This window comes from Mucilaginibacter sp. HD30 (assembly GCF_054061755.1).
The window spans coordinates 4568606-4582361 of sequence record NZ_JBSSEO010000001.1; the positions used below are offsets into that span (position 1 = coordinate 4568606).

Annotated in this window: 12 protein-coding genes and 1 riboswitch; of the genes, 9 read left to right on the forward strand and 3 right to left on the reverse strand. The window is 43.1% G+C overall.

All coding sequences use genetic code 11. From position 1 onward, the window contains the following. Nucleotides 1–7 precede the first annotated feature (7 nt). Nucleotides 8–1603: a S41 family peptidase gene (locus ACVW2L_RS21495; protein WP_457129997.1), complete on the reverse strand. Its 1596-nt coding sequence runs from the start codon at nucleotides 1601–1603 to the stop codon at nucleotides 8–10. Nucleotides 1604–1710: 107 nt separating this feature from the next. On the opposite strand from ACVW2L_RS21495, the gene murQ reads away from it, so the two are divergent. The 6 genes from murQ to metF all read left to right on the forward strand — a co-directional run bounded on the left by murQ (nucleotide 1711) and on the right by metF (nucleotide 9521). Continuing rightward, on the forward strand, nucleotides 1711–2535 hold the full coding sequence (gene murQ, locus ACVW2L_RS21500) for an N-acetylmuramic acid 6-phosphate etherase (RefSeq protein ID WP_457129998.1): 825 nt from the start codon (nucleotides 1711–1713) through the stop codon (nucleotides 2533–2535). 80 nt (nucleotides 2536–2615) lie between these two features. Next, nucleotides 2616–3182 carry a hypothetical protein gene (locus ACVW2L_RS21505; RefSeq protein ID WP_457129999.1) on the forward strand — a complete coding sequence of 189 codons (567 nt, stop codon included), beginning with the start codon at nucleotides 2616–2618 and terminating at the stop codon, nucleotides 3180–3182. A 108-nt stretch (nucleotides 3183–3290) separates the two neighbouring features. Continuing rightward, on the forward strand, nucleotides 3291–4022 hold the full coding sequence (locus ACVW2L_RS21510; protein ID WP_457130000.1) for a Bax inhibitor-1/YccA family protein: 732 nt from the start codon (nucleotides 3291–3293) through the stop codon (nucleotides 4020–4022). A 137-nt stretch (nucleotides 4023–4159) separates the two neighbouring features. Continuing rightward, nucleotides 4160–4274: riboswitch (SAM riboswitch) on the forward strand. 185 nt (nucleotides 4275–4459) lie between these two features. After that, nucleotides 4460–8146, forward strand: coding sequence for a methionine synthase (gene metH / locus ACVW2L_RS21515; RefSeq protein WP_457130001.1), 3687 nt, complete (start codon nucleotides 4460–4462; stop codon nucleotides 8144–8146). A gap of 42 nt (nucleotides 8147–8188) precedes the next feature. Further along, a complete protein-coding gene (locus tag ACVW2L_RS21520) occupies nucleotides 8189–8509 on the forward strand; it encodes a four helix bundle protein (protein WP_457130002.1) in 321 nt (106 codons plus the stop codon). Between the two features lie 58 nt (nucleotides 8510–8567). After that, on the forward strand, nucleotides 8568–9521 hold the full coding sequence (metF, locus tag ACVW2L_RS21525; protein WP_457130003.1) for a methylenetetrahydrofolate reductase [NAD(P)H]: 954 nt from the start codon (nucleotides 8568–8570) through the stop codon (nucleotides 9519–9521). A 109-nt stretch (nucleotides 9522–9630) separates the two neighbouring features. Here metF and ACVW2L_RS21530 read toward each other — a convergent pair whose 3' ends face one another. Both ACVW2L_RS21530 and ACVW2L_RS21535 read right to left on the reverse strand, forming a co-directional pair. After that, the gene (locus ACVW2L_RS21530; RefSeq protein ID WP_457130004.1) at nucleotides 9631–10365 is read right to left on the reverse strand and encodes a LytR/AlgR family response regulator transcription factor; all 735 of its coding nucleotides are present in this window, start codon (nucleotides 10363–10365) and stop codon (nucleotides 9631–9633) included. Between the two features lies 1 nt (nucleotide 10366). Next, nucleotides 10367–11380 (reverse strand): sensor histidine kinase, encoded by a 1014-nt coding sequence (locus tag ACVW2L_RS21535; RefSeq protein ID WP_457130005.1) that lies wholly within the window; start codon nucleotides 11378–11380, stop codon nucleotides 10367–10369. A 200-nt stretch (nucleotides 11381–11580) separates the two neighbouring features. Between ACVW2L_RS21535 and ACVW2L_RS21540 the strand changes: the two genes are divergently transcribed. Genes ACVW2L_RS21540 through ACVW2L_RS21550 form a run of 3 tightly spaced genes read left to right on the forward strand, consistent with a single transcriptional unit; the run spans nucleotide 11581 to nucleotide 13483 of the window. Next, a complete protein-coding gene (locus ACVW2L_RS21540) occupies nucleotides 11581–11793 on the forward strand; it encodes a hypothetical protein (protein WP_457130006.1) in 213 nt (70 codons plus the stop codon). After that, on the forward strand, nucleotides 11787–12692 hold the full coding sequence (locus ACVW2L_RS21545; RefSeq protein ID WP_457130007.1) for an ABC transporter ATP-binding protein: 906 nt from the start codon (nucleotides 11787–11789) through the stop codon (nucleotides 12690–12692). Before ACVW2L_RS21540 ends, ACVW2L_RS21545 begins: the two co-directional genes overlap by 7 nt. Then, nucleotides 12689–13483 (forward strand): ABC transporter permease, encoded by a 795-nt coding sequence (locus tag ACVW2L_RS21550; RefSeq protein ID WP_457130008.1) that lies wholly within the window; start codon nucleotides 12689–12691, stop codon nucleotides 13481–13483. Before ACVW2L_RS21545 ends, ACVW2L_RS21550 begins: the two co-directional genes overlap by 4 nt. Nucleotides 13484–13756: the final 273 nt, after the last annotated feature.

The window sequence follows — 13756 nt, forward strand, 5'->3', positions numbered from 1 at the left end:
GCATACATCAATTAAGACTTTCTACCGCCTTTTTCAACGCGATGTCTGTTGAGTTCAGCGCCTTATAATACCCGGCATCGCCCCATTTAAAGTGTGCGGCATTGGCTTTTAGCAAAGTTTTTAGGTGTGCCTTGCTGGCAGCTATCTCTTCTTTGGTAATGTCCTTAACAATTAGCGATGCATATTTAATAAACTGAGCCATGGCCGCATCACTAACATTGTAGCCGTTTACAAAATCATCATCAGCATTGTACAATTTCAGAACAGACTGCAGGTAGTCTATTGTATAAGCAGTAAAAAGGTCGTTTTTGGTTAGTTGACTAATCAGCCATGTGTTTTTGGTGGTGTCTTCGGGCACAAAAACATCGGGCATAATGCCACCGCCACTAAATACCTTTCTCCCGGTTGATGTACGGTACTTGCTGTTGGTATGCATTACGCTGTCATTAAGGTTGCTTTCGGCAGAAAATAACTCGCCCTTGCGCATGCGCTCAGCCAGTTCATTACGGTAGCTGGCAACACCGTTTTTATAGGTTTTTTGTATGGATCGACCTGACGCTGTGTAATACCTGGCCACGGTTAAATTAACTGCCGACCCATCATCAAACTGAAATTGTTCTTGTACCAAGCCTTTACCGAAAGATCTGCGACCTACTATAGTGGCGCGGTCCAGGTCTTGCAAGGCACCCGCTAAGATCTCGCTTGCCGAGGCGGAGTATTCGTCTATCAGCACAGCCAGCTTACCATCCTGAAAGGTGCCCGAATCTGTAGCAAAGTAATCGGTGCGGGGTTCGTGTATACCTTTGGTGTATACAATTAGCTGTTTACTGTTTAAAAATTCGTCGGCCAGGCTGGTAGCGCTGTTTAAATAACCGCCGCCATTCCCCCGCAGATCAAGCACCAGTTTTTTAACGCCGTCCTCCTTAAGCTTTAATAATTCTGCCCTAAAATCGGCATCTGTATTGGTGGCAAATTTGCTTATTTTAATATATCCGGTTTCTGCGTCAACCTTATAAGCGGCATCAATACTGCTCAATGTTACGCGGTCGCGTTTAACGTTTACAGCTTTTATTTCTTTCGTATTAGCACGCAGTATGCCCATTAGCAGGTCTGAGCCCTTAGTTCCCCTCAGCTTCTTATTCACCAGCTCATTGGTAAGGTTGGTGCCCGAAAATTTTTCGTTATCCACCTCCACCACTTTATCACCGGCCTTAATTCCCTGTAGGGCAGCCGGTCCGTCGGGATAAACATAGGATATAACCAGGGTATCGCGCAACAAACTATATTCAATGCCTACGCCGTTAAAGCCGCCTTCTAATTTCTCATTCACGCTAAGCGCTTGTTGGGCAGGCAGGTATAACGAGTGGGGATCCAGCCGTTGCAAAAGTTCGTTGACCGTTTCGCCTTCAACACTATCTACGTTTACAGAGTCTACGTACTTATTCCGCACAAGGTCTAAAACCTTTGATAATTTACTTGGTCCGGATGAAGAAAAGTTAGTATCGTGCCCTATAAAGTTATCGCCGTTTATATACAAGCCGATAGTTAACCCCAGCAGGATAAGAATTGCAGAGCGAAAAATAATGGCGGCGTTTTTCTTCATACCAATCACAAAGCTAATCATTTAGGCCGATAGCTGATATTTTGTTAGATCAATTATCTAACCATTATCAGGAATTTTACTCAATTTTGCGAAATAAAGCAGAGCAAATGCAAAGAACAACCGAGAAGGATTCTCATTATAACGATCTGGAAAAAATGACTGTGGCCGAAACTCTTAGCCACATCAATTACGAAGATCAAACGGTAGCTGTTTCGGTAGCCAAGGCATTGCCTCAAATTGAAGCGCTTGCATCAGCCGTTGCCGAAAGAATGAGCAATGGCGGCCGATTGTTTTACATAGGCGCCGGTACCAGCGGCAGGCTGGGTGTGGTTGATGCATCAGAATGCCCGCCAACGTTTGGTGTACCGTTCGACTGGGTAGTGGGCATAATTGCCGGTGGTGATAGTGCCATACGCAAAGCCGTTGAGTTTGCAGAGGACGATACCGAGCAAGCCTGGCGAGATTTGCAGGCATTTGATATTAATGATAAAGACGTGGTGGTAGGCATAGCAGCATCGGGCAGTACGCCTTATGTAATTGGCGGCTTAGAAACTGCTAATCAAAATAATGTATTAACAGGCTGCGTTGTTTGTAACGGCGGCAGCCCGGTTGCAGAAGTTGCCAAATTACCGGTTGAAGTAATAACAGGGCCGGAGTTTGTAACAGGATCAACCCGTATGAAAGCCGGCACCGCACAAAAGCTGGTGCTGAACATGCTGAGCACATCAGTAATGATACAGTTAGGCCGCGTTAAGGGTAATAAGATGGTAGATATGCAGTTGAGCAACAACAAACTGATTGATCGCGGTACACGTATGATAATGGCGGAGACCGGGTTGGACGAGCAAACTGCTGCGAAACTATTAACTGAAGAAGGCAGCGTGAGAAAAGCAGTAGAGCATTATCAAGCCCCACCCAACCCTCCCCGGTAGGGAGGGCTTTAAAGGAGGATGAATAATAAACTATTTAATAAAAAGTCTCCCCTACCGGGGGAGATTTAGAGGGGGCTTAAATGCACGAAATAGAACCATATTATAAATGGCGCGATGATTATGTGGCGGCGGAAGACGATAGGTCCCCGTTTTACAACACACAATACAGCGAGTTTGAATTTGATAAGCAGATCTATAATTATCTGCTGCATCCGCAATGGGATTCATTCGGATCAAACACGCTTTACCTTAAAGTACTTTTTGCTGATTACGAGCGTTCTTATGCTATTATAGAGTTTATAGGCGAGTGGAACGATGCCATTAACAATGATATTATGCTGCTTAAACGTGAGATAATTGAGTTGATGGAAGATTACGGCATCAATAAATTTATCCTGATAGGAGAGAATGTTTTGAACTATCACTCGTCTGACGATTGTTATTACGAAGAATGGTTTCAGGATGTGGAGGATGGCTGGATAGCGGGCATCAACTTCCGCGAGCACGTAATTGAAGAATTTAAGCGTAATAACATTGATTATTATATAAACTTCGGCGGGGAACTTGACGATATGACCTGGCGCAATTTGAAGCCAGTACAGTTCTTTAAAAAAGTAGAAGAGCAATTGACGAAGAGACTTAATTAGATGTGAGATTTGAGTATTGAGATTGTAAAAAAAAGTGTTTTCTCACATCTCATGTCTCAAATCTCACATCTAAAATTTATCTTAGTACCAATATAATTAAATACAAAAATGGAATTTAAAGAAAAATACGTTTATGATAACGTAATACAAGTTAATGAAGCAGATGCATCGCGCAAATTTATTGCGAATGTATTTTTATGGATGTTCGTAGCATTGGGGATCTCAGCGGTTTGTGCTTATATTTTTTCCAGTGACGCATCTCTTTACTCTATGTTGCGAGACCCTGAAACAGGCCGTAACTCAATGTTGGGTACTATAGTAATGTTTGCCCCGCTGGCATTTGTGTTAACCATATCTTTTGGCTTTAACAAACTGTCTTACGGTGTATTAACTGTGCTATACATAGCTTACTCTATTGTTATGGGTATAAGTTTAAGCTATATATTACTGGCTTATACGGCAGCATCAATTACCGGCGTTTTTATCACATCGTCATTGGTGTTCGGTATAATGGCAATTGCGGGTTACACTACACAAACTGATCTTACTAAGTTCGGCTCATTAATGATAATGGGCCTGATAGGCATCGTTATAGCCAGCCTGGTAAATATGTTTATGCACAGCAGTGGTTTAGATATGATCATTAGCTACGTTGGTGTAGCAGTGTTTGTTGGCTTAACGGCTTATGATGTTCAGAAGCTGAAAAACATTGGTGCGGGTTTAGAGTATGGCGATGCATCAGCAAAAAAGATGGCCTTAATGGGCGGCTTAACTTTATATCTTGATTTTATCAACTTGTTTTTAATGTTGCTGCGCGTATTTGGCGGCAGAAGAAACTAAGGTAAGTTATTATACAGCCTTTAAAAGCCGCTTTAACCAAGCGGCTTTTTTTGTTGGCAGAAAGTAAAAGTCTTTTGGTGTACCAACAGAGGCTTTAAATGGGTTGCACTTTACAAACTTATTGCGCACCTTTGCGCTGCTTATAGAGAAAGATGGAGGGATTAGACCCTGCGATGTCTTAGCAACCTGTTACTTAACAAGGTGCTACATTCTACTTCAGCCCGCCGACTTATGGACTGAGACAGATAAGCGAAAGTCACGTTATACCAGACTTTTCGAAATAAGCTTTTATAGATGTGAGATTTGAGACATGAGATTTGAGACCAATTCCGGTATCTGTCTTCTTAACTCCATTTCCATCTGAAACTTTGTGATTTAGATAAGATCTAAGATTATTCCATCTCAAATCTCATGTCTCAAATCTCATATCCGAAACAATGAATATAAAAGACGAACTAAAAAAACGCATTCTGGTTATTGACGGGGCAATGGGTACCATGATACAGCGGTACCAGTTGACGGAGCAGGATTTTCGTGGGGAGCGGTTTAAGGATCACCCAAGCGATCTGCAGGGTAATAACGACCTGCTGAACCTTACACGCCCCGATATTATCAAAGCCATACATGCCGAATATTTAGATGCCGGAGCAGATATAATTGAAACCAATACCTTCAGCACGCAGGTTATTTCTTTGGCTGATTATCAGATGGAAGAGCTGGCTTACGAGTTAAGCTATGAGGGTGCCCGATTGGCGCGTGAGGTGGTTGATGAATACAATAAAAAAGAACCGTCAAAACCGCGTTTTGTCGCAGGTGCCGTTGGGCCAACCAACCGTACCGCTTCGCTTTCGCCGGATGTGAATGATCCCGGTTATCGTGCAGTTACATTTGATATTCTTGCTGATGCCTATTACGACCAGATCCGTGGTTTGGTTGATGGAGGATCAGATGTGTTGCTGATAGAAACCATATTTGATACCCTGAACGCTAAAGCGGCACTATTTGCTGCCGATAAATACGCACAGGAAAGCGGCAAGCATTTGCCCATCATGATATCGGGTACCATTACCGACGCTTCGGGCCGCACCCTTTCAGGGCAAACGGTTGAAGCGTTCTGGAACTCTGTACGCCATGCTAACTTATTATCCGTAGGTCTTAACTGTGCCTTGGGTGCACGCGAAATGCGCCCGCATCTGGAGGAACTTTCTGAGAAAGCGGATGTATTTATATCTGCCTACCCTAACGCCGGCTTGCCGAATGAATTTGGCCAGTACGACGAAACCCCGCACGAAACGGCGCACCAGGTTGATGATTTCATCAAAGCTGGCATGGTCAATATAGTTGGCGGATGTTGTGGTACCACACCTGATCATATAAAATGTATTGCTGATAAAGCCGCACAGTATTCGCCGCGTCTGATCCCAACGCTTGAACCAAATATGCGCTTAAGCGGGTTGGAGGCTGTTACCATTAAGCCCGATACCATGTTTGTTAACGTGGGCGAGCGTACCAACATTACAGGTTCACCCAAATTCAGCAAGCTGATATTGGCTGAAAATTACGAGGAAGCCTTATCAGTGGCCGCGCAGCAGGTAGAAGGTGGCGCACAGGTGATTGACATCAACATGGATGAGGGCATGATCGACTCTGAAGCGGTGATGGTTAAGTTTCTTAACCTGGTAGCTTCTGAACCTGATATTGCCAAGCTGCCCATCATGATCGACTCATCCAAATGGACGGTTATTGAGGCCGGACTAAAGTGTATCCAGGGCAAGGGTATTGTTAACTCCATCTCGCTTAAAGAGGGCGAAGAAAAGTTTAAAGAATACGCCCGTAAAATAATGAGTTACGGTGCAGCTACCGTTGTAATGGCTTTTGACGAGACCGGTCAGGCTGATTCATTGGAGCGCCGTAAAGAAATTTGCGGACGCTCTTACAATATTTTGGTGAACGAAGTCGGCTTCCCGCCAGAAGATATCATCTTCGACCCGAATATCTTAACCGTTGCCACCGGACTTGAGGAACACAACAACTACGCGGTTGACTTTATTGAAGCCACCCGCTGGATAAAGCAAAACCTGCCGCATGCTAAAGTGAGCGGTGGGGTTAGTAATATTTCGTTCTCCTTCAGAGGCAACAATGTTGTACGCGAGGCCATGCACTCGGCATTTTTATACCACGCTATAAAAGCGGGGATGGATATGGGCATTGTAAATGCTGGTATGCTGGAGGTTTACGAGCAGATTGATAAGCAGTTGCTTGAATTGGTTGAAGACGTTTTACTTAACCGCCGCGACGATGCTACGGAGCGCCTGGTTGAATATGCTGATACCATAAAAAGTAAAGGCAAAGAAATAGTACGCGACGAACAATGGCGCAATGAGCCGGTAGAAAGCCGCCTGTCACATGCGTTGGTAAAAGGTATTATTGAATACCTGGATGCCGATGTTGAAGAAGCACGTCAGAAATACGCCAAGCCATTAGAGGTAATTGAAGGCCCGCTGATGGACGGAATGAACATAGTAGGCGACCTGTTTGGCGCTGGTAAGATGTTTTTGCCACAGGTAGTAAAGTCTGCCCGTGTAATGAAAAAGGCGGTGGCTTATTTGCTGCCTTTTATTGAGTTAGAAAAGCAACGCGTTATTGATGCCGGAGAAGACTCCAGCGGAAGTCGTGCCAATGCCGGTAAGGTATTAATGGCCACCGTAAAAGGTGATGTGCACGATATTGGTAAAAATATAGTAGGCGTAGTGCTGGCCTGTAATAACTTTGAGATCATTGACCTTGGGGTAATGGTGCCTGCACAGCGCATTATTGAAGAAGCCAAAAAACAGGATGTAGATATAATCGGCTTAAGCGGATTGATCACGCCATCATTAGATGAGATGGTGCATTTCGCCAAAGAAATGGAGCGTCAGGGTTTTACCATTCCGTTGATTATTGGTGGTGCTACAACATCGCGCATTCATGCCGCGGTAAAGGTTGCGCCTAATTACTCGGGAGCAGCTATACACGTTTTGGATGCCTCGCGGAGTGTTACCGTTTGCAGCAACCTGATGAACAGGGATACCCGCGATGCCTACATTCAAGGCATCAAAGACGAGTACACCAAAGCCCGCGAGGCACATGCCAATAAAAAATCAGATAAACGTTTTGTAACACTGGAGCAGGCCCGTGCTGATAGGCTTAAAATAGATGTAACTAAAGTTGCACCTGCACCATCATTTACCGGAACAAAAGTTTTTGAAGCTTATCCGTTAACGGAGCTGGTACCTTATATTGACTGGACACCTTTCTTTCATACCTGGGAACTGCGCGGCAGCTACCCTAAAATATTTGAAGACAAGTTTGTGGGCGATGAGGCCAAAAAACTGTTTGATGATGCCCAGACATTATTAAAAGAGATAGTAGACAATAAATTATTACAAGCAAACGGCGTTATCGGTTTTTGGCCGGCTAACACCGATGGTGATGATATAGAGCTGTATACAGACGAAAGCCGCACACAATTGCTCTCACGCATACATACGCTTCGTCAGCAATCAGAAAAGGTAAAGGGCGAGCCATATTATGCCTTGTCAGACTTTGTGGCGCCGAAAGAAAGCGGCGTAGCCGATTACTTTGGCGGCTTTGCCGTAACAACGGGTATTGGCTGCGACGAACTGGTAGCCAAATACGAAAAAGACCACGACGATTACAACAGCATTATGGCCAAAGCACTTGCCGACCGCCTTGCCGAAGCTTTTGCAGAAAAAATGCACGAGTTGGTACGAAGAGAATACTGGGGCTACGCAAAGAACGAAGAACTAAGCAAAGAAGAGCTGATAAAAGAAGAATATGCAGGTATTCGCCCGGCGCCGGGTTATCCCGCTTGTCCGGAGCATACAGAAAAGACTACTTTGTTTGAATTGCTGAAAGCCGAAGACAACGCACACATGTACCTGACCGAAAGCCTGGCCATGATGCCCGCCGCCTCAGTAAGCGGATTTTATTTCGCACATCCGCAGTCGAGGTATTTTGGTTTGAATAAGATAAGTAAGGATCAGATTGTGGATTATGCTGCTCGTAAAAATATGTCGGTGGAAACTGTGGAGCGTTGGCTTGGCCCTAACTTAAATTATTGATTTATTAGTATCAAGTAGCGAGTATCAAGTAGCAAGACATTAATGCATAATTTTAAGGAGTTAAAGGTTTGGAAAGCTGGAATGGAAGTTGCCAAAGCGATTTTTGTAATGACAAGAACGTTTCCATCCGAAGAAAAGTTCGGTTTGATTTCTCAAATGACCCGATGTGTTGTTTCTATCCCTTCCAATATTGCGGAAGGCTGCGGAAGAAAGTCTACTAAAGAGTTCTACCAATTTCTTAACATTGCACAAGGGTCGTCTTTTGAACTGGAAACGCAGACATTAATAGCCTTAGATTTTAATTATATAACAGCAGAAAAATCAAGAGAAATTGCGCCGCTATTACTGATATACAGAAAATGATTTATGGATTGCAGAAAAGTCTTGCTACTTGATACTCTCTACTTGATACAAAAAAACAATGAAGATAACAGACCACATAGCAAACGCCAAGGGCAAAACCCTTTTCTCCTTCGAACTTCTTCCTCCAATGAAAGGCCGCGGCATACAGGGTATATTTGACGCTATAGACCCGCTGATGGAGTTTAAACCGCCGTTTATTGATGTTACCTCATCGCGCGAGGAAAGTGTCTATAAAGAGCACGCAAGTGGTTTGTTAGAGAAGGTGAGCTACCGTAAACGCCCGGGTACTGTGGCAGTGTGTGCGGCTATTATGAACAAATATGGCGTTGATGCAGTGCCACACCTTATTTGTGGCGGTTTTACCAAAGAGGAGACCGAATACGCGCTGATTGACCTGCAGTTTTTGGGAATTCAAAATGTTTTGGTGTTACGTGGTGATGCCCGTAAAACCGAATCATCATTTGTGCCGACGCCGGGAGGACATTGCTTCGCTAACGAGTTGCTGCAGCAGGTAACCGATATGAACAATGGCAAATACCTGCACGAAGATCATGTATCTGTTAAGGCTGACTTTTGTATTGGTGTCGCGGGTTATCCTGAAAAGCATTTCGAATCGCCTAATCTGAAAACTGATTTTAAATACCTTAAGCAAAAAATTGATGGCGGTGCCGATTTTATCGTTACCCAGATGTTTTATGATAACAGCAAGTATTTTGAGTTTGTAAAACAATGCCGCGAGAATGGTATTAATGTGCCTATCATCCCCGGATTAAAGCCAATAACGTCATCAAAACAGCTAATTAGTTTGCCAAAGATCTTCCACATTGATATGCCGGATGATCTGAGCGATGCTGTGCACGCCTGCAAAACCGAGGCTGATGTTAAAGAGGTAGGTATTGAGTGGATGATAAACCAGTGTAAAGAACTTATAAAATTTGGCGCGCCGGTAATGCACTTTTATACCATGGGTAACCCTGGGCCGACAAAACGTATTGCGCAAGCGATATTTTAGTGAATTAGTTTATTAGAGGTTAGTTGATTGGACAAATAATGTTAAACACTGAACGCCGAATATTGAATGATGAAGTAAAATTTCGAAATTCGATATCCGAAATTCGAAATCAAACATTCTTCCCGTCAATAATCTTAAAGAAGTCGTCGCGGTAGGTATCGCCAACGGGGATTATTTTATCGCCTATGCGGATGCGGCTGCGCTCTATGCTGTCAATTTTATTGAGGGCCACTATGTACGATTTATGCACCCTGATGAAATGTTTCTCTGGCAGCGTATCCTCCATTTTCTTCATGTTTTGCAGGGTGATAATGCGCTCATTAGTGGTAAAAATGGAGATGTAATCCTTTAAGCCTTCTATAAACAATATGTCGTGCAGGTATACTTTTTGGATCTTATGTTCGCTTTTGATAAAAATAAAATCGCTCATAAAATCCTGCTGTTGCTGCTGCACATGTTGGGCTGGTTCGGCAGGTTGCCCGGCAACGGGTTTTATAATGCCTTGCGCTTTTTGGGCCGCTTTATAAAAACGGTCGAATGCTATCGGTTTCAACAAATAGTCAACCACATCCAGCTCATAACCCTCCAACGCGTATTGCGGATAAGCGGTAGTTAAAATAACCTTAGTTTTTCCGTTAGCTATTTTCAGGAACTGAATTCCGGTCAATTCGGGCATTTGCACATCCAGAAAAACCAGGTCAATACCGCCATCCTGTACCCGCGTTAACGCTTCAATAGGGTTGGTGGTAGCTTTAACAAGCTCTAAGAAAGGAATTTTGGAAATGTAATCTTCCAAAATGTTTAGCGCCAAAGGCTCGTCATCAACTACCAAACATCTTATCATGCTATAAAACTAAGGATAATTCGCAAGTGTACGTATCAATTTCGTCGCGTATTTCTAAACTATATTTTCGCGGGTAAAGCAGATCCAGCCTGCGTTTAACATTACTCAGGCCAATTCCGCCAACTGCATCGCGGTTATTAGCGTGCTTTTTATTCCGGATAAAAAAGTATAAACTGGTAGCATCAATGCGTATTAGCAGTTGAATAGCCGTAGCAGCATCGTTAGCCACGCCGTGCTTAAAGGCATTTTCGATAAATGCTATCAATAATAACGGTACAATGCGCTGGTCGCCCACTTCGCCCTCAATTTTAAAATCAATAAACGCACTTTTGCCAAACCTGATTTTTTGCAGGTCGATATAATTTTGCAGGTATTGCAGTTCCTTTTCTAAGGCAACCTTATTATCGTTGCTTTCATAAAGCATATACCGCATTATCTCTGATAGTTTGAGGATGGCGCCGGGCGTATTATCTGATTTTTGATAGGCCAGGGAATAAATGCTGTTTAAAGAGTTGAACAGAAAATGGGGATTGATCTGCGATTTTAAAAAAGCCAGTTCGGCAGTCAAACGTTGGTTTTCCAGATCGCGTTGTATACGGTCATTCGAAAACCAGGCGATACTAAACTTTAATACAATGCTCAGAAAAATAAACATCAGGCTGGTGATAGCCGTACTTATAAAGTACGACCAAAACCCGATAATGTTGTTTGAGTTTCGCAACAATACATCATTCGGAAAAATGCGCCCTACCCCGTATTTGGCAAGGCCGTAGCCAATTACAACAATTAACACCGCCATTGCATAAACCGCGTAACTCTTACGGTCTAAAAACCGAGGTATTAAAATGAGGTAATTAATGTAGAATAAACTAATGTTAATGAGGCCGTAAAGCACGAATAGAACCAATATGCCCTGCATGGTAAATCTGTCATTGTTGCGTACCACAAACAAAACAAACGACACCAGACTGAGCCAGATAAATACGTGCCAGAAGACTTGTAAGCCTTTTTTCATCAATCCAAAATATATATTTTGAACTTTAAAGCATTGATATTTATATACAGCCTATATTTTCATCGATGAACGGTCTGTTATTATCGACGAACACCTTGTATTGGTGCTGCAACCGTTCATCTATAAATAGCAACTGTTGGTCTAAATGATTTTAGCAGGTTGATATTTTGATATTTCTTTGTATCATAAAATCAATCGCAATGAAAAAGTTAGTTAACAACACCAATCCTTTTGTACTGTTACTTGCACCGTTAGTGTTTGCCTTAATAATGGGCATCAGCTATCAGTTTGAACAAAAAAAGCATGAGGCCGAAGTGGCAGCATCCTCAACGGTAAAAGCTACTTCACTGTTTGTTAAAGGTGTAAACTTTTTAAGAACCGTTGCATCGGTTAAAAAAGACAACGTATGGTAATTGAAACTACCGGCCTAACTTTTAAGTTCGGCGCGCAGACCGTTGTCAACTCCCTATCTCTTCAAGTTCCGCAAGGAAGTATATATGGTTTTCTCGGCCCTAATGGCGCCGGGAAAACCACTACCATAAAGCTGCTGCTTAATCTCCTTCAACACGATCAGGGAGATATAAAAATATTCGGGTTGGATTTTGCAACCAACCGCCAGCAAATACTCTCGCAAATAGGCTCGCTTATTGAGCAGCCCGCCATATATAGCCATTTAACCGGCAGAGAAAATCTTGCTAACAGGGCCATACTTTTAAAAATTGACGATAGCCGGGTAGACGAAATGCTGCGCCTGGTACAGCTTACAGAGGCTGCAGATAAAAAAGCCGGTAAATACTCTTTAGGAATGAAACAGCGCCTGGGCATAGCATTGGCGCTGCTGCCTGATCCGAAACTGCTAATGTTGGACGAGCCTACTAACGGGCTTGATCCTAACGGTATTATTGAGATACGCGAATTGTTAAAGCGCCTTACCAAAGAGCAAGGCAAAACCGTATTCATATCCAGCCACCTATTAGCCGAGATTGAGCGTATGGCTACCCATGTGGCCATTATTAATAAAGGCACACTGTTGTTTCAGGGTGAAATAAAGGAACTGGAGGGCCTAAGCAAACCGCAGGTACGTATTGAAACCGGTAATACGGTTGATGCTGCTAATCTGCTTACCAAAAGCGGGTACATAGTTGGCGAGGTTAATGACGACCACTTAACCGTAGCCTTTAAATCAAAAGAAGATACCGGGGCCATCAATGCTTTGCTTAACCGGGCGGGTATAACGGTGTATAGTATTCACAAAGTGCAAAAAGATCTTGAAAACCTATTCTTAAATATCACTCAAAATCAGGCTATATGAACGGATTTCTATTATCGTTAAGGTCCGAGTTTTATAAAAGCCGGAAAACGCTGGGCTTTTGGGCTGCTATATTATTGCCATTTTTAATATTGTTGCTTACCACTGTAGGTTATTTTATAAACAGCGACAAATTGATGAACGTGCCGGGAATGGTAAACTGGCTGCGTTTTGCCGGCGTACCGCTCAATGTTATGGGCACGTTGCTTTTGCCCATGTATATTATTTTTATTGCCTACTCGGTTAACAGTATTGAGCATAAAGCCGATACCTGGAAAACCCTGTTCAGTTTACCAATAGGTAAATGGTCTGTTTACTCGGCCAAGTTTTTTTACGCCTTGTTATTGATCTTTATAACATTAATGCTGTTTGGGCTTTTTACAATTGGCTTTGGTAATTTACTGGGCGTGCTTAAACCCGAACTAAAGTTTGGTGATTTTCACATGGAAAAGATATTGCTGCAGATATATCTGAAACTATTCCTTTCATCACTGGGCATCCTTTCTATTCAGTTTTTATTTAGCCTGATGTGGAACGATTTTTTAAAGCCGATGGGGATTGGTTTTATACTTTTTATAACCGGTGTTGTTTGTGCAAGCGCCAGCTGGAAATATAGTTACACCATTCCTTACGCTCATCCACTGCTGGCATTAAAAAGCCTGCCGCGCAAGCCCATGACAGCAGCCGATTTTAAAATAGACCTGTTTACGCAGGAAGTTGTTATAGCCCTGGTTGTATCTGCAGTGATATTTGTGGCTGGCTTCTATATTGTGCAAAAGCGGAGTGTGAAGTAAAAAGTATTACACCATTTAAAAAAATAGCGATGGGTTTTAAACCCATCGCTATTTTTTTTGCGAAATGTTGATATCCCGGCATGTTGGTCCGGATTTTTAATCCCGGACCTGCCCGCCCACCAAGCGTTTCGCTTGGATGTTTATTGATTTAAGCGGGACGCTTAAATTTTGTGCGTCCAAGCTGCAAGCTTGGACGGGCGGGGAGTATTACAAAACAAAAAAATAGCGATGGGTCATAAACTCATCGGTATTTTTTTGCGCTACAGTTAGCAT